22 protein-coding genes and 1 pseudogene are annotated in these 22,023 nt (G+C 42.2%); 17 read left to right on the top strand and 6 right to left on the bottom strand.

Features of this window, described 5'->3' with window-relative positions:
* Positions 1-123 precede the first annotated feature (123 nt).
* Together ileS and PH_RS05005 are read left to right on the top strand one after the other, a co-directional pair.
* Positions 124-3,324, top strand: a complete 3,201-nt coding sequence (gene ileS, locus PH_RS05010; protein WP_010885154.1) for an isoleucine--tRNA ligase — start codon at positions 124-126, stop codon at positions 3,322-3,324.
* Between the two features lie 68 nt (positions 3,325-3,392).
* Positions 3,393-5,549 (top strand): DEAD/DEAH box helicase, encoded by a 2,157-nt coding sequence (locus PH_RS05005; protein ID WP_010885153.1) that lies wholly within the window; start codon positions 3,393-3,395, stop codon positions 5,547-5,549.
* A 65-nt stretch (positions 5,550-5,614) separates the two neighbouring features.
* Here the strand turns inward: PH_RS05005 and PH_RS05000 are convergent, their stop codons facing one another.
* From PH_RS05000 to PH_RS04990, 3 genes and pseudogenes are all read right to left on the bottom strand, one after another.
* The gene (locus PH_RS05000; protein ID WP_231833732.1) at positions 5,615-5,932 is read right to left on the bottom strand and encodes a hypothetical protein; all 318 of its coding nucleotides are present in this window, start codon (positions 5,930-5,932) and stop codon (positions 5,615-5,617) included.
* Between the two features lie 19 nt (positions 5,933-5,951).
* Positions 5,952-6,242 carry a type II toxin-antitoxin system VapC family toxin gene (locus PH_RS04995; RefSeq protein ID WP_231833731.1) on the bottom strand — a complete coding sequence of 97 codons (291 nt, stop codon included), beginning with the start codon at positions 6,240-6,242 and terminating at the stop codon, positions 5,952-5,954.
* Positions 6,243-6,271: 29 nt separating this feature from the next.
* A pseudogene (locus tag PH_RS04990) lies at positions 6,272-6,498 on the bottom strand (antitoxin VapB family protein).
* A gap of 155 nt (positions 6,499-6,653) precedes the next feature.
* On the opposite strand from PH_RS04990, the gene PH_RS04985 reads away from it, so the two are divergent.
* The 4 genes from PH_RS04985 to PH_RS04970 all read left to right on the top strand — a co-directional run bounded on the left by PH_RS04985 (position 6,654) and on the right by PH_RS04970 (position 8,828).
* Positions 6,654-7,160, top strand: a complete 507-nt coding sequence (locus PH_RS04985) for a hypothetical protein (RefSeq protein WP_010885149.1) — start codon at positions 6,654-6,656, stop codon at positions 7,158-7,160.
* Positions 7,160-7,462: a transcriptional regulator gene (locus PH_RS04980; RefSeq protein ID WP_010885148.1), complete on the top strand. Its 303-nt coding sequence runs from the start codon at positions 7,160-7,162 to the stop codon at positions 7,460-7,462. Before PH_RS04985 ends, PH_RS04980 begins: the two co-directional genes overlap by 1 nt.
* 48 nt (positions 7,463-7,510) lie before the next feature.
* On the top strand, positions 7,511-7,849 hold the full coding sequence (locus tag PH_RS04975; protein WP_048053293.1) for a DNA-binding protein: 339 nt from the start codon (positions 7,511-7,513) through the stop codon (positions 7,847-7,849).
* Between the two features lie 556 nt (positions 7,850-8,405).
* Positions 8,406-8,828 carry a DUF371 domain-containing protein gene (locus tag PH_RS04970; RefSeq protein ID WP_048053578.1) on the top strand — a complete coding sequence of 141 codons (423 nt, stop codon included), beginning with the start codon at positions 8,406-8,408 and terminating at the stop codon, positions 8,826-8,828.
* Positions 8,829-9,256: 428 nt separating this feature from the next.
* Here PH_RS04970 and PH_RS04965 read toward each other — a convergent pair whose 3' ends face one another.
* The gene (locus PH_RS04965; protein ID WP_010885145.1) at positions 9,257-10,444 is read right to left on the bottom strand and encodes a hypothetical protein; all 1,188 of its coding nucleotides are present in this window, start codon (positions 10,442-10,444) and stop codon (positions 9,257-9,259) included.
* Positions 10,445-11,193: 749 nt separating this feature from the next.
* Here PH_RS04965 and PH_RS04960 point away from each other — a divergent pair.
* A complete protein-coding gene (locus tag PH_RS04960) occupies positions 11,194-11,670 on the top strand; it encodes a ferritin-like domain-containing protein (protein ID WP_048053292.1) in 477 nt (158 codons plus the stop codon).
* Here PH_RS04960 and tsaA read toward each other — a convergent pair.
* Positions 11,643-12,053, bottom strand: a complete 411-nt coding sequence (gene tsaA, locus PH_RS04955) for a tRNA (N6-threonylcarbamoyladenosine(37)-N6)-methyltransferase TrmO (RefSeq protein ID WP_010885143.1) — start codon at positions 12,051-12,053, stop codon at positions 11,643-11,645. The genes PH_RS04960 and tsaA overlap by 28 nt on opposite strands.
* Before the next feature lie 31 nt (positions 12,054-12,084).
* Positions 12,085-12,564 (bottom strand): Lrp/AsnC family transcriptional regulator, encoded by a 480-nt coding sequence (locus PH_RS04950; protein WP_048053291.1) that lies wholly within the window; start codon positions 12,562-12,564, stop codon positions 12,085-12,087.
* Between the two features lie 167 nt (positions 12,565-12,731).
* Between PH_RS04950 and PH_RS04945 the strand changes: the two genes are divergently transcribed.
* From PH_RS04945 to PH_RS04900, 10 genes are all read left to right on the top strand, one after another.
* Positions 12,732-13,409 carry an aspartate/glutamate racemase family protein gene (locus PH_RS04945; RefSeq protein ID WP_048053290.1) on the top strand — a complete coding sequence of 226 codons (678 nt, stop codon included), beginning with the start codon at positions 12,732-12,734 and terminating at the stop codon, positions 13,407-13,409.
* Complete coding sequence (locus tag PH_RS04940; RefSeq protein WP_048053289.1) at positions 13,396-14,451, top strand: DUF917 domain-containing protein; 1,056 nt, start codon at positions 13,396-13,398, stop codon at positions 14,449-14,451. The genes PH_RS04945 and PH_RS04940 overlap by 14 nt, the downstream gene beginning before the upstream one ends.
* A gap of 10 nt (positions 14,452-14,461) precedes the next feature.
* Complete coding sequence (locus PH_RS04935; protein ID WP_048053288.1) at positions 14,462-15,400, top strand: DUF1177 domain-containing protein; 939 nt, start codon at positions 14,462-14,464, stop codon at positions 15,398-15,400.
* A complete protein-coding gene (locus PH_RS04930; RefSeq protein ID WP_010885136.1) occupies positions 15,397-16,050 on the top strand; it encodes an AroM family protein in 654 nt (217 codons plus the stop codon). The genes PH_RS04935 and PH_RS04930 overlap by 4 nt, the downstream gene beginning before the upstream one ends.
* A 3-nt stretch (positions 16,051-16,053) precedes the next feature.
* Positions 16,054-17,016, top strand: coding sequence for an aminopeptidase (locus PH_RS04925; RefSeq protein ID WP_010885135.1), 963 nt, complete (start codon positions 16,054-16,056; stop codon positions 17,014-17,016).
* Between the two features lie 10 nt (positions 17,017-17,026).
* On the top strand, positions 17,027-18,610 hold the full coding sequence (locus PH_RS04920; protein ID WP_010885134.1) for an OPT/YSL family transporter: 1,584 nt from the start codon (positions 17,027-17,029) through the stop codon (positions 18,608-18,610).
* A 37-nt stretch (positions 18,611-18,647) separates the two neighbouring features.
* On the top strand, positions 18,648-19,700 hold the full coding sequence (locus PH_RS04915) for an aminopeptidase (protein ID WP_010885133.1): 1,053 nt from the start codon (positions 18,648-18,650) through the stop codon (positions 19,698-19,700).
* A gap of 4 nt (positions 19,701-19,704) precedes the next feature.
* Positions 19,705-20,217, top strand: coding sequence for an Lrp/AsnC family transcriptional regulator (locus PH_RS04910; RefSeq protein WP_048053286.1), 513 nt, complete (start codon positions 19,705-19,707; stop codon positions 20,215-20,217).
* Between the two features lie 160 nt (positions 20,218-20,377).
* Positions 20,378-20,590 (top strand): DUF3311 domain-containing protein, encoded by a 213-nt coding sequence (locus tag PH_RS04905; RefSeq protein ID WP_048053285.1) that lies wholly within the window; start codon positions 20,378-20,380, stop codon positions 20,588-20,590.
* Positions 20,574-22,022 carry a sodium:solute symporter family protein gene (locus PH_RS04900; protein WP_394295098.1) on the top strand — a complete coding sequence of 483 codons (1,449 nt, stop codon included), beginning with the start codon at positions 20,574-20,576 and terminating at the stop codon, positions 22,020-22,022. Before PH_RS04905 ends, PH_RS04900 begins: the two co-directional genes overlap by 17 nt.
* The last annotated feature ends 1 nt before the right edge of the window (position 22,023 follow it).

The raw sequence follows: 22,023 nt of genomic DNA, 5'->3' as shown, positions 1-22,023 counted from the left end.
ATGAGTGAAGCTTAGGCGATATCGATGAGGGGGGATTTATTTATCTCCAGCTCAAATGTTGCTTAAACTTGTAGTGGACTATTCTAGGTTATTCTTTACTATAACTCCCAGGAGGGTTCTGAGATGATAAAGGAGCCAGAGTTTAGAGACTACACTCCGGGGAAGCTTGAGGAAAAAATAGAGGAATTCTGGAAGGAGAACAATATCTATCAGAAGATTAAGGAGTTAAGAAAGAACGGGCCCAAGTACTACTTCTTGGATGGACCACCATACGTAAGCGGTGCAATTCACTTGGGAACTGCTTGGAACAAGATAATCAAGGACATGATAATAAGGTTCAGAACAATGCAGGGTTACAATGTCTGGAGGCAGCCTGGTTTTGACATGCATGGACTTCCTATAGAGGTTAAGGTTGAACAAGCCCTAGGATTAAAGACAAAGAAGGAGATCGAGGAGAAGATAGGGGTTGAGAACTTCATAAAGAAGTGTAAGGAATTCGCTTTAAACAACCTCAAGATAATGACAGAGCAGTTCAAAATGCTGGGTATCTGGATGGACTGGGATGATCCTTACATGACCATAAAGAATGAGTACATTGAATCGGCATGGTTCACGTTGAAGAAGGCCTGGGAAAAGGGATTATTGGAGAAGGATAAGCGCGTCCTTCACTGGTGTCCTAGATGTGAGACGGCCTTAGCTGAGCACGAGGTAAGGGGAGAGTACAAGCTGAGGAAGGATCCAAGCATCTACGTAAAGTTCCCAATCGAGGGGAAGGAAAATGAGTACTTACTAATCTGGACTACAACCCCATGGACTCTCCCAGCTAACTTGGCCGTTTCCGCTCATCCAGAGTATGATTACGTAAAGGTGAAGGTTGAGTTCAATGGTAAGGAGGAGTACTGGATATTGGCTAAAGCCTTAGTGGATAAGGTTCTTGGAGAAATAGGTGTCAAAGGTGAAGTGATTGAGGAATTCAAGGGTAGAGAGCTTGAAGGCCTTAGATACATCCATGTTCTAATGGATGAGTATCCAAGGCAGAAAGAATTCAGAGAGAAGTACGAGTGGGCCCATAGGATAATACTAGCGGATTTCGTAACGTTGGAAGAGGGTACTGGGCTTGTTCACACAGCTCCTGGGCACGGTGAAGAGGACTTTGAGGTTGGGAAGAAGTATGGTTTGCCGATTTACAGTCCCGTTGATGACCAAGGAAGATACGTAGAGGGGAAGTGGAAGGGAATCTACGTTAAGGAAGCAGATCCTCAGATAATAGAGCACCTCAAGGAAAAAGGTTACCTCGTTAAAGCTGGAGAAATAGAGCACAAATATCCGCACTGCTGGCGCTGTAAGACACCATTAATCTTCAGGGCTACGGATCAGTGGTTCCTCAAGGTTAGCAAGGTTAAAGATAGGATAATCAAGGAGAACGACGAAAAAGTGACGTGGTATCCGGACTGGGTTAAGATAAGGTTCGACAACGGAGTTAGGGACAGCGGAGACTGGGTGATAAGCAGGCAACGTTACTGGGGGATTCCACTTCCAATATGGCAGAGTGAGGATGGGGAAATATACGTGGTTGGCTCCTGGAGGGAGTTGGTTGAGCTTGCTGTTGCGATAGAGGTTAACGGTGAAAGGATCGACTTACCGGAAAGCTATGAGGAGAAGCTCAAGGTTATAGAGGAGAAGCTCGGCCCAGAGGACTTGCATAGGCCTTACGTTGACGCTTTCATAATAAAGGTTAACGGCAAGGAGATGAGAAGGGTAAAGGATGTGGTTGATGTATGGTTCGACAGCGGAATAGCGAGCTGGGCTTCCCTGGGATACCCCAGGAATAAGGAGCTCTTTGAAAAGCTCTGGCCCGCTGACTTCATAGTTGAAGGAGAAGATCAGGTTACGAAGTGGTTCTATTCGCAGCAAGCCGCTTCGGTCATAGCCTTTGACACAGTTCCCTATAGAAGGGTGGCGATGCACGGTTACGTTCTTGATGAGAAAGGAGACAAGATGAGCAAGAGCCTTGGAAACATAATAAGGCCAGAGGAAGTTGTTGAAAAGGCCGGAAGGGATACATTTAGGTTCTACATGCTCTGGGCAACCAACCCCTGGGAGAATCTTAAGTTCAGCTGGAAAGGAGTTGAGCAGGTAAGGAGGATGCTCAACATACTTTGGAATGTCTATGTGCTTTCAGCAACTTACATGAGCCTAGATAACTTTGACCCAAGGAATGTTAAGGTAGAAGAGCTGGCATTCAGAGAAGAGGATAAGTGGATACTGAGTAGGGTTAATAGCTTGATAAGGGAAGTAGAGAACGGAATAGAGACGTTCTACCTAACGAAAGCCACTAGGGCATTGTATAACTTTGTGGTTGAGGACTTGAGCAGGTGGTACGTGAGGTTGATAAGGAAGAGACTTTGGGTCGAGGGTGATGATCCAGATAAGTTGGCTGCATATTACACCCTCTGGAAGGTCTTCGATGTTCTGCTAAGACTCATGGCCCCCTTCACTCCCTATATAACCGAGGAGATCTACCAGAATCTAATGAGACCATTCATCGGCATTGAGAGCGTCCACATGCTCGACTGGCCAAAGGTAGATGAGAGTGCAGTAGATGAAGACCTCGAAAAAGAGATGGAATTCATAAGGAGAATCGTTGAGGCAGGTTCAGCTGCAAGGCAGAAGGCTAGGATAAAGCTTAGATATCCCGTTAGGAAGATAATAATTGAAACCCAGGATGAAACAGTAAAGAAAGCCGTGGAGAGGTTGAACTACATACTTAGGGATCAGCTCAACGCTAAGGAAGTTGTCATTGGAAAGGTTGAGAGAGAACTTACCGTTAAGCCGAACTTTGCCAAGGTTGGTCCAGAATTCAAGGGAGATTCAAGGCTAGTGGCCAAGTGGATCAACGAACACGGGCTCGAGCTCTACGAGAAGGGAGAGGTTGATGTTGAGATCGAGGGTAAGAAGTTCCACTTAACGAGGGAGCATATAATAGTGGAAGAGAAGTTACCAGACTTCCTCGTTGCAGAGGACTTCGAGGGAGGAAGGGTCTACGTCGACAAGACCCTTACAAGGGAACTGCTAGCTGAAGGGTTAGCTAGAGAGTTCGTCAGGAGAATTCAAGAGATGAGAAAGAGGCTTGACCTCGACGTCAATGATAGAATTGTTGTCACAATAGAGACAACCGATGACAACCGCGAGCTCTTGCAAGAGAACCTAGATTATATAATGCGCGAGACTAGAGCTATCGAGGTTCGCTTTGAAGAAGCCAAGGGCTACGTTGTGGAGTGGCCAGAGGTTCAGGCAAAGATAGGAATTGAGAAGGTTGAGTGATACCTCTTCTCTTTTTCTCTTCCTAAAAGGATTTAACATTTAAACAAGTATACATTTTGGGAAATAATATGAATGCTACCGCAGAGTTTAATAGGAAACTTAAACAACGTTTTGGATTTACCCTTTATAAGTACCAAGAGAAGGTCGCAAGGGATATAATAGAGCTCTTAGAATCAAGGGATAGATTTATTACGGTTTCCATGCCAACCGGAAGCGGAAAGACGATTCTTGAGATGCTAATAGCGGAATATTTGCTTAGCAAGGGATATGAGAGGATACTAGTTTTAGAACCAACTCGATTCTTGTGCGATCAGATGCACCCCAATTGGCGAGAGCTGATGAACGTTGGAAAAGAATATGAAGGGAACTGTTGGAGCTTTTTAGCTGGATATCCAGTTATCATCTCAACTCCACAAACGGCCTTAAAGTGTATTTCTAATCTAAAAAATAAGTTTGATGGTGTAATCATCGATGAAGTTCACCACGCAATCACGGGGACTTATTACAATGAGTTGATTTCTAAACTTAAACCAAAGATTGTAATTGGTTTTACTGCTTTACTACCAAGCGAAAAGGTATACGACGCAAGTTTAAGTAAAATAAGCGAAACCGTCGGAGAGCTAAAACTACTCCATTACGATTTCCGTAAATTGAGTGACCTCGATCCTAAGTTCAATCCACCTAAAGCGTTGGTTGATATCTTCGATTCTGAGCTAAATGAGAAGGAAATCGAAATATACAATCTTCTGTACCTTGGAGCTCTAGAAGCAGATCCTAGTATTATTCACTTCCTTGAAAGGACTTTCTCAAGATATGGGAAGAAAGCACTCTGCGAAAGCTTCTTTAGGGTAGTAGAAAAAGGAGGAATAGGAGAATCTCCCCAAACTTACGAAATCATTGAATTCTGCAGGGATAAAGACTACTCCCATAAAGCCCGCACGTTAGTTGACGTTCTAACAATATATAATCCTGAGCTTAATCCAAAATTAAAGCCGATCATTGTCTTTACTTCTCGAAAGATAGCGGCGTACGAATTCAAAGATGCAGTAGTTAGGAAACTCGGAATTCCCTCATATAAGGTTGAAGTTTTGACTAGTGACCTTTCAAAAGAGGAAAGGAAAAACCTGATCTTAAGGGCTAAAAGAGGAGATATTGATATAATAATCTCAACGCTTGTCGGTGAGGAAGGAGTTGATATTCCCGAGGCAGGTGTTCTTATAATGACCGATGTTCCAAAGAGTGCGCTAAGGTTTTACCAGAGGCTTGGAAGATTAATCCGGATATCGAGTCCTATGGACACAAAGGTATTCGTCATCACGATGACTCCCAAGACCAAGGAGTATGAGGACTTAAGCGAAGCCGTTCGGAACCTTTATTGGGAGGGTGTTGATGTAAGTTACATTCTGATAAATCTAGAGGAGAAGCTAACTACTCAAAGGTTAATTGATCACATAAAAACACTCATGAAGAGGTTGAACTCAAAATGGGTGTCATATATGCTGTTAACTCAAAGAAATGAACTAAAGGATCCAATCGAATATTATATGCAAGTTCTCAAGTCAAATGAGGAATTTAGGAGTGCTTTAACAGAGAGGTTTGGAGAGCTATCAGAGGAAGAATTTGACAAATGGACGTTTATGGTTGTTACAACGTTTTTCTTGAGAGCTTGGGATGACAAAATAAAGAAAGCTATGAGAGAGGTGGAGAAAAAATTAAACAGGGGAAAGGTTGTCAATGATATCGACAGGCTAATACGGGAGGATAAGGTGTTCTACTTCTATGAGCCCGGAGCACTTTCTGGGATGGTACTTAAAGAACTCGAGAGGCTTAGAGAATATTGCATTGAAAATCAGGAGCATTTTTGTGAAAATGTGTTTTTCAGATTTGACAGGAAGGGCTTCTTAAGGCTGTTCATGAATATCCTTCCAATAGAAAACCTCGAGGATATAATTGAACATTTAAAGGAACGTATTAAAGAGAAAGAGGAAATTTTTGGTGATATTTATGTGAGGACCAGATATAACCCAAGGAGTAAAGTAATAATAGCTAAGACCTCCGTTTCTGTCTCTCATGAAGGTCTTTACATAAGGGTTAAACCACAGTTCCACTACTATAATTTCAGCGATAATAGCAGATTTAAAGAGAAAAAGCTTGAATTAATTGAGTTGAACGTCAAGGATATTTGTTACAGAGCAATAGAGGAATTCTATGTGAGACAAGAGTAGTAAGAGAGCACTAAAGAAGGAGATTACTTCTCTGGGATTCCTGAATAAAGTAATAATTCTTCATGTTACTGTCCAAGGATAAGCCCTATGGTCGAGATTATAATTCCGATTATTGATATCTTAATTAGTAACATTGCTTTCTTCTGTTGATCCTTTTTGAGCTTTAACACTAGTTCTTGCTCCAAAGAGTTAGTAACACGCCTAAGACCTTCTGGAAGGTTAGGAGGAATCTTTTTAGCGTCTACTTTATCAGGGTTTAAAATAACAACTCCTACAGTTTTGTGAATCTTTGGCTTTGAGTAATACCTGTACACTCCAGTAGTAAGTAGAGAAAGAAACAAGCCCAGCAAGGAGGCAAATATTGTTGAGAGATCCATCCTCACTACCTCCAATTTTATCTTTCTAAACATAATCTTTAAACCGCTCGAAGTCTTTGTCACATGTGAGCAGATGCATATTATAGGCTATAGCAGTTGCAGCAATTAGTAAGTCTCTAGTCGGAGGCCTTTGGCCTTTTGATGCCAAATCTTTAAATATTTCACTCGCAACTTCCGCACTTACTCTATCAAAATCTACAATAGGTAGTTTTTCCAGGGCAAGCCTTTGTCGAGGCTTAAGATTTCCGCAAAGGAGTTCAAAAAGCACTATTGAAGGAAGAGAATATTCTTCTGTAGGAGAAAGTTGATCTAGAATTTTTCTGTTTCCTTTAAATATTTCAATAACTATACTGGTGTCCAGGAGTTAAGCCATTTCCCTACCTCCTTTATTTTCTCTTCAAGTTCTTTTGCTTCCTCTTCATCCATAGTTCCAAAAGCTATCATTAGTACGTCGAGATTCCCTCTTTTTTCTTCCCAATAAGTTCTCTAAGAACTTCTGAAAAACTTCTCTTTCCCTTCATTTTCACAAGCTCGTAGTATACATCATCCGCTATTGTTATCGTCTTACTCATAGAGGTTACCTCATAAGTGCATGTATGCACGAAATATATTTTAAATGTTGTTTACAAACCTTAAAAGCTTGGAAATTATAAACCCAAGCTCTGAATTGCAGAGTTTAACCTGGGTATAAATACTTCGAGTTCCACATATCTTTTGGTGACCTTTCATGGAAGAGGTTAGGGAACTTAAGGAAGTACTTGACAAGGTTGAGAAGAAGCTTGTAGCAGCCTTTTACATTTACACGGCCTTGATCTATTCGGCCTGGCTAGCAACCATGGGAGGTTATCTCTTGATGATGCTCTTGGCCCCCAAATACATCGGCTTTTACTGGATCATCGGTATAACCTTAATAATTCTGGTAACCGTCAAGGTTTACAAAACCTACTTAAAAGGAGAAGCGGGAGAGGGTAAAGTTGGCTATGCCTGGCTCATTGGCTGGATAATCGGGGGTATCCTATTTGGAATCCTCGGGGATGCAAGGGGATTAGCCTCCATGATAGTTGTCGGACACATAGGGATGTACGTATCCTTCAGGGAGATTAGCATGCTAATTCCGGTACTAGCAATAGTAACGTTCGCTAACCCTTCCTGGGAGTTTGCCACGGCCTTGATAATCTTAACGTACTCGCTCGTAGCATTGATAAACCTCTACAAAGCATTTAGGGTGATCTAATGGAGGAACTCAAAGAGATAATGAAATCTCACATCCTGGGAAATCCAGTTAGATTGGGGATTATGATATTTCTTCTACCCAGGAGGAAAGCTCCTTTTTCTCAAATTCAAAAAGTCCTCGATCTTACCCCAGGAAACTTGGACTCGCACATTAGAGTTCTCGAGAGGAACGGCCTCGTTAAGACTTACAAGGTTATAGCCGACAGGCCAAGGACGGTTGTTGAGATAACTGATTTTGGAATGGAGGAAGCAAAAAGATTCCTTAGCTCTTTGAAAGCAGTAATTGACGGTTTGGATCTTTAGGCAATACATTTTTAACAGTTCTCGGGAATGTAGGATAAGGTGAGAGAGATGGCCGAGGACATTGAGGAGATTAGGAGAAGGAAGCTCATGGAGTTACAAAGAAAGTATCTAGAGCAACAGAAAGCCCAGGAGGAAGCGGAGAGGCAACAAGCTTTGATTGAGGCCCAGATCCAGGCAATATTGAGGAAAATCTTAACTCCTGAAGCCAGGGAGAGGTTAGCAAGGGTTAAGCTTGTGAGGCCCGAGTTAGCTAGACAGGTCGAGCTAATACTAGTTCAGCTCTACCAGGCGGGGCAGATAACAGAGAGGATAGATGATGCAAAGCTAAAGAGGATACTCGCCCAAATAGAGGCAAAAACCAGGAGAGAGTTCAGGATAAAGTGGTAATCTTTCCTCTCTTCTGGTGGTTTTATATATTACCCAAACTTTACTTCAAAATATGAAACGGTATTACCTTCCATTGACTAATTGGCTTTCCCAGGAAGGCTCATTTTCCAAAAGTTGAAATTAAGCCAACATCGGCGTATTCACTCGATGAGATAGGGGGTATAAGTTTAGCTTCATTTACGTTTCTTCCTCCTGGAGAGTACTACTTTGTAATGGCTCAATTCTTAAGTCGTTGCCAAGGGTTCAAGAGATTATCTACTTACACTTGAAACTATGCATAACTTACGTTGAATCTGCTCCATAGAGTAGCAATGTTCATCTACAGAGAGAGGGTAATCTGCCTTTAAAGAAAGTGGTTGGAAGAGGGTACAACTCCTTTAAATCAAATCCTGATGGTAGAGTCGTTTCTTTAACTTTACTTACAAACGGGAGGGAGAAGGTCTACCTAGAATTAGCCCGTTTTCCTGGGGATATAGAAATATCCATAGTTTGGTGAAGGGACAATAAAGATGCTCTGGTAACAAAGTTTTAATTGTTCCCCTATAGTGTAGTAATGATGATCAAGGAAGTTATAAGGTGTAAAGGGCATAGAAACGTTAAAGCCACTCATCGCTCTACTTTTGAGATAACTAAAGAGGATTACCTAACGGAGAGAGGGGACTGTATAATCTGCGTTTCGGCGGATAAAGCTCTCCAAGACCTTTCCCAGGAAGTTAAGAGGGCTATAAGAGCTGGAAAGAGGATTAGGATTTTAATCAGAGTTGGTGATCTTGTTGACGAGGTTATAGCATATGGAGATCCTAGGTTAAGCCTGGAAAGTGAAACTTCGATGGTTATTAGGAAAAGCGATTGGGTTGATGGGAGAACCTTAGCAATCAAAGCTAACAAGGCCGCTAAGGACATAGACAGGAAAATCGTTGAAAGGCTTAGGGATCCAAATACTACTGCAATTATAGAGATTATTGTGGATGATGAGTAGTCGGAAGGCTGAGCTGATGATGAAGGACGCCCATGTCTGATCCTTATCTTTATTTTTGAAGATTAAGACCCAAAATAAGTTCTTTCCTTATCTTCTAGCGATAAGGATCATGTTTGCAATCAAAATCTGGTTGTAGAATGTCTCTTCTGAACTTTATTTGAACTCACTTTGTTAGACGCCTTCCTAGGGATACAAAAAGGCTTGAGATTGTTGTATAGTTTATGCTATTATAACCAAGGCACGACTTCTAGACTCAACCGCAGAAGTAGAAATAACTACTATGGACGGTTTTTCTACTCTCTTATAACTGTCTGACTATATGAGCCGTTAAGTACGTGAGATAAGGGAAGGAAGCAGAGAGTCAAAAATTCTGAAAGTTGGAATGTTACCCCCGATAGAATACCTAACATTATGAAGGAAAGTTAAGTTTAATGAAGCATGGAGAGAAGCACCCCAAGCCAAAAACCAGCCAATGCTCCTTCAATTGCTCTAAATCTGGGATCTTGGAGTATATATTCATCAGACACCTTTATTCGAAGAATTGCAAAGACAACGGAAAAAGCAAGGGTTACAATACTCAAGGTCTCCGAGATCGCACTCTTAACTATGTAAATTGTCAATCCAATGGAAATCGCTAAGCAGAGCCAGAGGAGAATATTTATGTCTCTTACATCCACGGTACTGAATCCATGATAGTGGATCTTTATATTTTTCCAAATAATCCAAGCAACGCCAAGGGCCATGCTTAACCCAAGAAGCGCTAAAAGCGCAAGCTTTGCTTCAGATAGATGATATTCCTTCGAAACCCAGCGAAGACCCATTGCGTATCCAAAGAATAGAAGTAAACCGGTTATCCCCGCCACTATTCCTGATAGTAGTTGCTTTGCCTCTAAGTAGCTTATATAGATGAAGGCGATTAAAAATAGTACAGCCGCTAGACTTGGATGGGTATTGATCGAGTGGAAGGTAAATGGCGATATTCCATGTTCTAGCATGATCATGTACAAGGGTATCCCAGTCACAAATAAGCTTGGTGCAACTGGAAAGCCCCCTACCGCCTCTGAGTAGTAGAGTACCTCTCCCACCGCGTACAAAACTGAATATGGAATCAGGGCAAAGGGACCTAATACCATAAAGTATATGGGGATTATGTATATGTCTCCAATAGCCATATCCTCTATTATCACGTGGTGATTATAGGCTAACATTAGCCCAATGAAGGCCCAGGTAACGGGGGAGGCATCGGGAATAAGGTAACTATAAACAATGGCTATAGGTATTGAAACCATTGAAAGGTAAAATGCTTTTCTTTCCTTATCAATTGAAAGGAGATAGGCGTAAACTAAGAAGATCATGAAGAAGGGGATTGCATAGAATAAGCTCTCGAAAACGTACCCGAAGAATGCAAGAAAAGTTGCGACACCGAAGCTCGTACGTATTATAAATTTAGAATAGTCTGTCCATGCAAATCCCAAGAGAATTAGAAAGACCAGAATACCTACTGTCTCACTATTGACCTCTTCAAGTTTTAGAAAGTAAACAAGAGTTGCAATAGAGAGAATTATAAAACCAAAGAAGCGATTTACAATAAACCAAGCTCTGTATCCTCCTCTCATTTAATCACCTCCTTCCTTGGGCTTAGCAAGTTTGAGCCAAGATTTGACTATCTCTATACCGTTTTTGACATTTTTCAGATGTTATGTTTGTTTTGGAGATGTTAAATCACTTATAACCCCGGGTAGCCTTGCCCCTAACGGTATGTCATTGGAGAGCTGTTAAGTAGATAGATTATTATTAGACTAAATCATAAATCTTTAATCTCGATAAGTCTAAAAACTATATACTTAGCTGATAACTATATACTTAGCTGATAAGACCCTCGAGTTAATCGATGCATGCCACATTCAAAAGTTCTACGAGCTCTGGTACATTGGAAAGCTTAAGGAGTCTAAAGATGAAGAATGTTGATAAGACCTTTAAAGGGTTGTGGGAGAGTGGAGCAAGTTATATTGAAATATAGGACTTATTACCACTCTTCCAGAGGAAAATCCTCCTAGCGGGGAGAATATTCTGTCAAATTCTTAAATAAAACTATGGCTTGCTCAAGGAGAAGGATCAATAAAAATTAAAATTAGTAACCCCTGCTCCTTTGTCATTGCCTTCTCCTGTTGATGAGATAAAAAGACGAGCTATTTAAATTTGAGAGTCTAGACAAAGCCGAGTTAGCAAGCTTTCAAGCTATGCCTCTGAAAATGGAATGCTACTCTTGTGGTACGAGTATATAACCAGGTACCTGGAGAGATACAAGCAAAGTCTAACGATCAGCTTATGAATGACATAAACATAACTTTATGGGGTGTTAAAAATGAAGGTTGTCGATGCCTTAGCTTTAGCACTTGAAGTGGAAAAGACGGAGCTTAAGTTTTACCTAGAGATGGCCAGGATCGCTAAGGAAGAGAAAGCCAGGAAGATGTTCCTTTTCCTGGCAAGTGAGGAAGCAGAACACTGGAGGATTTTTGAAGAGAAGCTCATAAATGAGCTCCTCAAATCCTGCGAACGCCCCAGGATAGATGAGGAGATCGTCAAGAAACTTACCCCCAAGGTTGAAGGAGAGCTGAGTGAAATAAAGGCCGTGGAGATTGGAATGGAGCAAGAAAAAGCAACTTGGGAGTTCTACGAGAAGCTTGCAGAAGAGATTAGAGATGAGGACGTTAGAAAAACCTTAAGAGAACTTGCAAAGGTTGAAGAATCCCATTACGAGCTTTTAAAGGCTCAATATGATTCTGTTGCAAAAACTGGAATATGGATGGACTATCAAGATTTCAGTCTGGAAGTCGACTGATAATTCTCCTTTGGGCAGTCATAGCGCTCAGGAAATATCTTTATGTCGGAAACTGGCGTTCCATCCTCAGCATCTATCCAGTCTATGTATATCCTGTTACCTTCAATTTTATGCACCTTCACAGTATAAGGATTTGGCCTAAAGGGAGATCTGGTAGCAAAGACTCCAGTTAAGGGGTTCTCTGGATTCCCATGGGGATGAACCTTAAGGATTCTCCTAAGCTCTGGAGTGTCACTTTTGTGGAACCATAATATGAGCTTTATCCAGTCTCCCTCTCTTAGTCCCTCCATACCCTCTCTGAACTCTGGAAGGATCTCGATGAAAACATTTTTCTCCTTTCTTATATAACCGACCGGAACGATCTTGAAGGCTTCGAACTTCATGGATAAGGAGTAAGTTTCAGGCTTTAATTAACTAATCCTCAAGTGCATCCCAAAATGGTACCTCAAGCCCTTTTAGGCTCTTTGCGCCCAGGAGGACTTTATACTCTTGAACGCACTTTTGCCCTATTATCAGCTCTTGAATGTTCCTTTTTAGTTCAGATACATCTTCACCAAATACACCTATAAGAACGTTATAATCCCCAAGAACTTCATAAATCTCGAAGGTGTGCTCGTTTTCCATGAGCGCTTTCTTAAACTTTAAAATTTCATTCCTAGGAGTGTCGGGCTTTATCTTCACGAGAACGAACGCATAGGTATAACCAAGCTTATCGAACCTTAAGTATGCTGAAATTAGAAGATATCCTCTTTTTTGCAGATTTATCCTCCTCCATCTAACGGCAGATTTGGAAAGACCTATTCTTCTCCCTATCTCTGCATCGCTCATTCTTGCGTCTTTTTTGAGTAGTTTTATAATTTCCCAATCCTTTTTTGATAGTTTCCTTTTCTTCATTTTCAACACCTAAATTTGTCATGATCGTGAGATTACCCACTTAATTTTTAGTTCATTGAGCAATTATACTTTTAAATTATTAGTCTAATTCGCACTTATTAAGCTATCGATACAGTTCAATAATGGATATATACTGGACTTTACTCCCAAATTTTTAGGTGTATCGTATGGATAAATACACTATTGGACTAATAAGAGTAATAACATTGGAGGATAAAGAGATCCTTAACTTACATGGTAGAATAATTGAAAGTGCATTTCCCGAGTTAAAGGTTGTTAGCAGGTGCATTGAAGATCAACCTAAGGGGATATACAATGAAGAAACCGAGAGAGAGGCCGAGCCCAAAATAATAAGGCTCGCTAAGGAGTTTGAAAGGGAGGGTGTCGATGCTATTATAATAAGTTGTGCTGCAGATCCAGCCGTTGAAAAAGTTAGAAAATTACTCTCGATTCCCGTAATTGGCGCTGGATCTTCTGTTTCAGCGTTAGCACTAGCTTACGGAAGAAGAGTAGGAGTCTTAAACTTAACAGAGGAGACTCCTAAAGTTATCAGGAGTATTCTAGGGAATAATTTAATAGCCGAAGATCATCCGAGTGGAGTTTCAAATACCCTAGATTTGTTAACGGATTGGGGGAGAAGAGAAGTTATAAACGCTGCAAAAAGGCTTAAAGAAAAGGGAGTAGAGGTTATAGCTCTAGGTTGTACCGGGATGTCTACAATAGGAATTGCTCCAGTTCTTGAAGAGGAAGTTGGAATTCCTGTTATCGATCCAGTTATCGCTTCTGGGGCCGTTGCCCTTCATGCGCTCAAGAGAAGAGAGGTGAAAAGATTTGAGGGTAGATGAAAAGATCGCTGAAGCTGCGGTCCTTGGAGGAGCATTCCTAGGTGGTGGAGGAGGAGGTGATATAAAGCTTGGACTGAAGCATGCAAAGCTTGCGGTAGAGATCGGTGAAGTTGAGATAGTGGGTGTGGATAAAATTAGGGAAGGGTTCATAGCAACTGTTTCCATGGTTGGAGCTCCAGCGGCTAAAGAAAAGTACCTCCTCCCATCCCATGCAATAAAGTCTATGGAACTCTTCATGGATGTTGCAAAAGTCCCCCTAAGTGGCATCATATCTTCAGAAAATGGAGGCTACTCAACGGTAAATGGTTGGATTCAATCTGCAATCCTTGGAATTCCCGTTGTAGATGCACCTGCTGATGGAAGGGCCCACCCTACCGGAGTCATGGGAGCTCTAGGGCTTCACAAGCTCCCCAAGTATGTCTCGATCCAGACAGCCGTTGGTGGTAGCAGGGAAAGGTATGTTGAAGTGATAGTCAAGGGATCCCTGGAAAGAGCGGCTAAGCTTGTGAGAGAAGCTGCAGTTCAAGCTGGAGGATTAGTGGCCGTTACTAGAAACCCCGTAACTCCAGATTATGTAAAGGAGAATGCAGCAGTCGGTGCTATCTCCCAAGCAATCGAGATTGGAAAGGTAATCTTAGATCACAAGAACGAAGTTGATGCTATGCTAGAGAAGATATTTAAGGTAATTGGGGGAGGAAGAGTCGTTGATAATGGAGTTATAGAAAAGGTCAAGCTTGAAACCAAGGGAGGATTTGACATAGGAAGGGTAATAATTAAGGGAAAGGAAACTTATGAAATCACGTTTTGGAATGAGTTCATGACGCTGGAAGATTCAAGTGGAAAGAGATATGCAACGTTTCCTGACCTTATAGTTCTAATCAATCAGAATACGGGCTTACCAATGACTTCCGCGGAAGTAAAAGAGGGTGATAAGGTAGTAATAGCGACGGTTCCCAAAGATCTTTTACTTCTCGGTTCAGGGGTTAAAGATCCTGAAGTTTTGAAACAGGTTGAGGAGGTAGTTGGAAAGAAGATTTTATGAGGTGGTAAAAATGTTAAAACAGGTTATTGAAGCTTATGAACTCCTAGACAGTGCTTACGTTACTGGAGAAAAGGTAGCTAAATTCCTCAGGGATAGGGGAATTGAAAATGTTGAAGTAAAAACTATAACTGGAGAAAAGGGCTCTACGGACTTCATAAAGATAATTATCCCAGGAAAGAACGGTAAGCTCTCAGGAGGAGATGCTCCAACTTTAGGAATAATAGGAAGGCTTGGAGGTATTGGGGCAAGGCCAGAAATGATTGGGCTAGTATCAGATGCAGATGGAGCGATAACGGCAATAGCTGTGGCCTTAAAGCTTGCAGACATGAGGAGAAATGGAGATATCTTGGATGGAGATGTGATAATAGCAACCCACATCTGTCCAAATGCTCCAACCCAGCCCCATGATCCCGTGCCCTTCATGGGTTCTCCAGTAGACATGGCCACTATGAATAGGTATGAAGTTGATCCCAGCATGGATGCTATCCTCTCAGTAGATACTACCAAGGGGAACAGGATAATAAACATCAGAGGCTTCGCTATAACTCCCACGGTGAAGGAAGGATGGATCCTCAGAGTTAGCGAGGATCTTCTCGACATAATGCAGTACGTAACTGGCAGGATGCCTGCAGTTGTTCCGATAACGATGCAGGACATAACCCCGTATGGAAATGGCATTTATCACCTCAACAGCATCATGCAACCTGCTACAACTACAAATGCACCAGTTGTAGGAGTTGCCATAACGGCCGAGGTCCCTGTTCCTGGATGTGCAACTGGGGCAAGCCATATCGTGGATATTGAAGAGGCCGCGAGGTTCTGCATTGAGGTAGCAAAGGGATTTGGTAGAGGAAAAGTGAAGTTCTACGATGAAGAGGAGTTTAAACGCTTAATTGAGCTTTATGGCCCAATGAACCACCTTCAAACGCTTGGGAGGCAGAGAAAATGAAAGTTGGCCTTATAACGATAGGTCAATCCCCAAGGATGGATGTCGTTCCGGAGATGAAACCTTATATGGAGAGGGTTGGAATTGTTGAGTGCGGAGCTTTGGATGAATTAACCAGAGATGAAATTGAGGAACTAGCTCCAAAAGAGGATGAGGAAGTTCTAGTCAGCAGGCTTAGGGATGGAAGTCAAGTTAAGTTAAGTAGGGATAAAATAGTGAAGAAGCTCCAGGAGTGCATTGATAAACTCGAGAAGGAAGTTGATGCAATAGGACTTCTATGCACGGGAGAATTCCCAGAACTAAAGGCAAAGAAACTACTCATTGAACCTTCAATCCTTCTTTTAAAAACCGTTGAAGCCCTGAACGTGTCTAAGCTAGGAGTTCTAGTACCGGATCCAAAACAGAAAGAAATGGCCAAGAGAAAGTGGAAGAAGGTTGTAAAGGAAGTCCAAGTGAGGAGCGTTTCTCCATACGTTGGAACCGAAGAAGAGCTAAGGAAACAAGCTCAAGATCTAGCGAGTTCTGAGCTTATAGTTCTTGACTGCATAGGTTATTCAACTAGGTCAAAAGAGATAGTTAAAGAGGTTACAGGAAAACCCGTTCTTCTTCCTAGAACTTTGATGGCTAGGGTAATTGGGGAATTGGGGGAATGAATTATGGGGATAGATAAAGAACTATATAAAGCGTGTGAAACTGCCTTAAAACAGTGTATGGGCGTGAAACCTGGAGAAACGGTTTTAGTAATAGCCGATGAGCCCGAACGAGAGATAGGATATCATCTATGGATGAAGGCTAAGGAGCTTGGAGCTGAGGCGATATACGTTGAGATACTGCCAAGAAAGATGCATGGGGAAGAGCCTCCAAAGCCTGTAGCTGAGGCTATGAAAGTAGCTGATGTTGTTATAGCCCCAACTTCGAAATCTATAACTCATACGCTAGCAAAGAAGGAAGCCTGCGAGAGAGGAGCTAGGGTTGCGACCCTTCCTGGAATCACCAGAGAAATCTTCGTGCGGACAATGAGTGCTGACTACGAGGGAATGCTAGAGCTTACCAATAAAATAGCTGACGTTCTTGACAAAGGAAAGGAGGTGCATATTTTAACGCCTTTAGGAACCGATTTAAAGTTCTCAATCGAGGGAAGAAAAGCTAGGAGGAGTACTGGAATATACAGGAATCCAGGAGAATGCGGAAATCTTCCTGGGGCCGAAGCTTACATAGCTCCCCTAGAAGGGACGGCAAATGGAAGGGTTGTTATAGATGGCTCGATGGCCGGTATTGGAGTTCTTAAAGAACCTATCGAGATCATAGTCAAGGATGGATTCGCTGAAGATATTAGAGGAGGTGAAGAAGCGGAAAAGCTAAGAGAAATATTGTCTAGATATGGGAAAGAAGCTAGGAACATTGCCGAATTTGGAGTGGGGACGAATCCAAAGGCTAGGATAAGTGGTAACATACTAGAAGATGAAAAGGTCTTTGGAACGGTTCATATAGCCCTGGGAAGTAACTACGATTTTGGAGGAAAAGTTAAGGCTCCCGTACACTTAGATGGGATAATTAAGGAGCCAACTGTTCTTATTGATGGAAAATATCTGTTTAAAGATGGGAATCTCGTCATTTGAGGTGGGTTAGATGGAAAAAGTAAGAAAACATCCTTCAGCTTTTGAGCCTGGTGTATTTGTTTTGAACGTGATAATGGCAATATTAGGTTCCATTATCGGTCTGGAGCTAATTACAAGGTTGGGAATTACAACGAACACCTCGATAATAGGTGCATTAATTGCTATCTTACTTGCCAGATTACCTGCGAAAGCATTAAAGTCATTCCTAGATCTCAATAGGCAGAATTTAGTTCAGACGGCTATTTCAGGAGCTACATTTGGTGCGGCAAATGCAATCTTTCTTCCTGTTGGTGTTACCTGGCTCTTAGGTAGACAAGATCTTTTAATTCCCATGTGGATCGGTGCTACTTTAGCAGCGATAATCGATATGACAATGATATACTGGCTTTTCGATACAAGAATATTCCCAGCAAAGAATCCCTGGCCTCCAGGAATTGCTACCGCAGAAACCTTAATAGCTGCCGCTAAAAAAGGAAAAAGAGCACTTCTCTTACTTTATGGAATGATAGCTGGAGGTATAGTTAGATATTTAGGAATACCAGCAGATATAGCAGGTGTTGCATGGATCGGAAATATGTGGGCCCTAGCAATGTTCGGTATTGGTTTGATAGTTAGAGGGTACTCCAAGCAACTCTTCGGAACGGATGTCAACAAGTACTATGTTCCCCATGGAATAATGATTGGAGCGGGTTTGGTGGCTTTGATTCAGATAATCCTAATAATATCAAAGAAGAGGAGAGCGTTAAAAGAGGAGGAAGCTACTTATGAATTTACGAGAAGCGAAGAAGATATAAAGTCAGCGTTAACAAAGGGATTTACATTTTATACTGTCGTGGCATTGATTTTAGCATTGTTAGGTGGCCTTTATTCCGGAATGTCCATTGGCATGTTTATTTGGTGGTTCCTCTTCGCTGCGATAGCAGCCTTGGTTTCTGAACTAATCGTTGGACTCTCCGCAATGCACGCTGGGTGGTTCCCGGCATTTGCAACGGCCTTAATATTCCTCATCCTTGGGATCCTAATGAGATTTCCAGCTCCAGCCCTGGGTCTTTTAGTGGGATTCACAGCGGCCACAGGGCCGGCATTTGCTGATATGGGTTACGACCTTAAGACTGGGTGGATAATTAGGGGAGAAGGAAAAGATATAAAATTTGAAATGGAGGGGAGGAGACAGCAGTACTTTGCTGAGATTACAGGTTTAATAGTTGCAACAACCATGGTAGCTCTTTTCGCCAAGACTTACCTTGCTCAAGATCTAGTGCCACCTGTAGATAGAGTCTACGTCGCGACGATAAAAGCTGGGGCAAATCCTGAAATAGCTAAGTACCTCCTATTATGGGCGATCCCAGGAGCTATAGTGCAGGCTATAGGAGGCCCTGACAGGCAACTTGGAATATTGTTCGCTACAGGGTTGCTCATAAACTACCCGATAGCGGGAATCACTGTACTGGTAGCCCTTGCTATAAGGTGGGCCGTAGTGCAGAAGTATAAGGAGGAAGGTCAGAATATTCTCTATGTCCTCGGTGCAGGTTTGATAGCAGGTTCAACGTTGGTTAGCTTCTTCACTTCAACCCTCAAGTTGGGTAAGAAGTGATCCCTTCCTCTTACTCTTTTTTTGGAGGTGAAGAATTATGAGGAGCTATGAGTTTGAACTCGGTTATGCGGCCAAGAGGTTGGTGAGTGAAATCCTAAACGTTCAGTCTAATGAGGTTGTCGCCATAACGGCTGATACTCTTTCTAGCGAGGAAGTCGTTAATGCCACAGCGAGGGCTGTGTTTGAGGTAGGAGCAAAACCCCTCGTCATGTGGATAGCAACCCCTGAAGGAGTTGGAAAAGCCGCAGACCCTATGTTACCTCAAAGAGCACTAATAGGAGCATTAAAAAATGTTGATGTTTGGATAGAGTTCAATTATCAATGGTTGCTTTATTCTACGGTCTTTGATACCGTTATCAAGGAAAACAAAAATATTCGGTACATTTGCTTAGTGGGAATGAATCCCGATATGATGGTAAGAACGATAGGTAAGGTTGACATGAAAAAGCTCTCCAAGTTTTTAGAGATGATCGCTGAGATAACTCAAAGGGGAAAACACGTAAGGATTACAACACCAGCAGGGACTGATGTTGAATTTGAAAATCATCCAGAGAGACCATTGATAGTTCATTCCGGTTACGTTCCTAAAGGAACCTATGAAATGCTCCCAGGACAGATAAGCTGGACTCCTAAGTTAGAGAGCATCAATGGTGTTATAGTATTTGACGGTTCAGTTTATCCCCCGATAGGGCTCTTAAGGGAACCGATAAAACTTGAGGTTGAAAGGGGAAAAATAGTTAACATTGAAGGAGGGAGGGAAGCAAGGGAGTTCTCCAGTTGGCTTGAAGGCTTTAACGATCCCAATATGTATCAGTTAGCTCACATCTCATATGGTTTCAATCCTGGAGCAAAGCTTACTGGGAATATAGTTGAGGATGAAAGGGTATGGGGAGCTACAGAGTGGGGAATTGGAAACATAGGACCAAGGTTAGTTCCAGACATTCCTGGAGGAATTCCAGCGGCTTCTCATACTGATGGGATATGCCTCAATTCTTCGGTATGGATAGATGGTGTGCAAATAATGGATGAGGGGAATATCGTATATCCTCCTGAGCTCGCAAAACTTGCTAAAGAGCTTAAGAAAGGGTGAGAGTATGAATGATGATCCAGAGACCGCGGTTCTTAAGAAGGTGTTTAAGGGAAAATTAGACGATCTGGACATAATGATATATAAAATGCTTAGGGAAGACGGCAGGATAAGCGATAGCAGGATTGCCGAAAGGCTGGGAGTTTCGGTAACAACCGTCAGGCGTCATCGCTTAAAGCTTCAAAGGGAAGGTATCTTACAGGTGATAGGATTGCTCCTTCTAAGAGCTGCTGACGTGGCTTATGCAGATGTTCTAGTCAAATTTTCGAAGGATGCCACACCCGAGGAGATCAGAAAGTTCGTGAATGAAGCAGTTGAGAATCCCAGGATATACGAGGTTACTGAATATATAGGAAATGGATATGATTTGATGCTAAGATTCTTTGAATCCAACTTAGAAAGCTTGAAATATCACATAGATAGGTTTCTAAGGAGTAAGACCATTGTGGAGAAATACGAGGTCTTTACCGCTATAGGGAGTCCAAAGGCTTGGTACAAGTCCTTGAAACTTAAATTTTAATTCGTTATAGTAATACTAACTTCTACTCCTTCACCTTTATTTCCCATGATGTACTTGCTAAACTTTAACCATAATGTAAGAAAAATTTCTAAACAAAAGGAATAAAATCGTTAAATACCAACTTTCTTTTTGAAAATTTTCAAGGGAGGTGTCGAACTTTATGGAGAAAAGTAAAGTATATTCAATGGCTATGCTACTAGGAATTATACCCTGGATAGCCTACGTTATAGTATCACCATTTCTAAACAAGCCAGGCCCACTAATCCTCGGAATGCCTCCTTTAATGTTCTGGAATACTATCTGGCTAATCTTCACTTCCCTTTGCCTCTATGGAGCATATAAGCTGGAACTTGGAGGTGGGCTCCTTGAGTAGTGCCTTAATAATCGTTCTGGGTTGGGTTTTCCTCAGCTTGATCGTAGGTGTTATGGCTGGGATAAAGAGGAAATTCACGCTCGAAGGATACTTGGTATCGGGGAGAACCCTTGGTCTAATATTCCTTTACGTCCTAATGGCAGGAGAAATTTACAGCGCATACGCCTTCCTCGGGACTGGAGGATGGGCATATTCCTATGGAATGCCTATAATGTATGCCATCGGATATGGGGCCCTAGCATACTCATTCGGTTACTTCTACGCTAGGTACGTTTGGAAAGCGGGAAAGGCCTTTGGATGCGTTACTCAGGCAGACTATTTCCAGGTCAGGTACAATAGCAAGGCCTTAGCAGTTTTAGTGGCGCTGATAGGGATAATCTTTAACATCCCATATCTGCAACTTCAACTTCAGGGACTTGGTTACATAGTTCACGTTGGTTCCCTTGGGAGTATTACCCCCAAGGCCGGGATAGTCATTGGAATGATTATAATGATGATATACGTTTACACCAGTGGATTAAGAGGAATTTCCTGGACTAATTTACTTCAGGCCACGTTGATGTTCATAGTGGCTTGGGTAGTCCTCTTTACAATTCCCTTTAAGCAGTTCGGTGGAATTGGAGAATTATTTAAAACCCTTGCCCAGACAAAGCCAGATCACCTAATCTTGCATCCGCCACTCGGGATAAGCTGGTACGTTTCAACCCTAATCCTCAGCGGTTTGGGCTTCTTCATGTATCCGCAACTTTATCCATCGATATACGGTGCAAGGGATCTAAAGACCCTAAAGAGGAATTATGTACTACTCCCCTTATATTCGATATTTATGATTCCCGTTATACTGGCTGGATTCACGGTTGCGGCCTTAGGAATAAAGCTAAGTGCTCCAGACGAAGCCGTACTTAAAGCCGTGGAGATAACTTATCCCTCCTGGGTTTTGGGAGTAGTTGGCGCAGCAGGATTTGCTGCGGCCGCTTCAACTGCAAGTGCAATCCTCCTCTCACTTGCAGGTCTGCTCTCAAAGAACTTATATGCAATAGCAAAGCCAACTGCAAGTGACAAGGAACTAGTCCTAGTTAGCAGGATTTCTGTAATACTATTAGGACTCCTTGCGATGGGACTTGCACTCTACAGCCCAGGAAGGCTTGTTTCCCTGCTTCTCCTGGCATACGCAGGGATGACACAAATGTTTCCAGGAGCGGTCTTTGGATTGTTCTGGAAGAGGATGAACAAGTACGCCACTGGAACTGGGATAATAGCGGGTCTAATTACGGTGGCATATCTAAGGCTCGTTCTAAAGAAGAACCCTCTCGGAATTCACTTTGGTTTGTGGGGCCTACTCGTTAACATAATAGTAACTTTGATAGTAGCATACTTAACGAAGCCCGAGGAGGAGCTCTTCACTAGGTTTAAAGAAGCAGTCTCCGTGTAGG

It is taken from the genome of Pyrococcus horikoshii OT3, from assembly GCF_000011105.1.
GTDB classification, from domain to species: Archaea; Methanobacteriota_B; Thermococci; order Thermococcales; family Thermococcaceae; genus Pyrococcus; species Pyrococcus horikoshii.
This window is presented reverse-complemented; position numbering and strand designations above follow the sequence as displayed.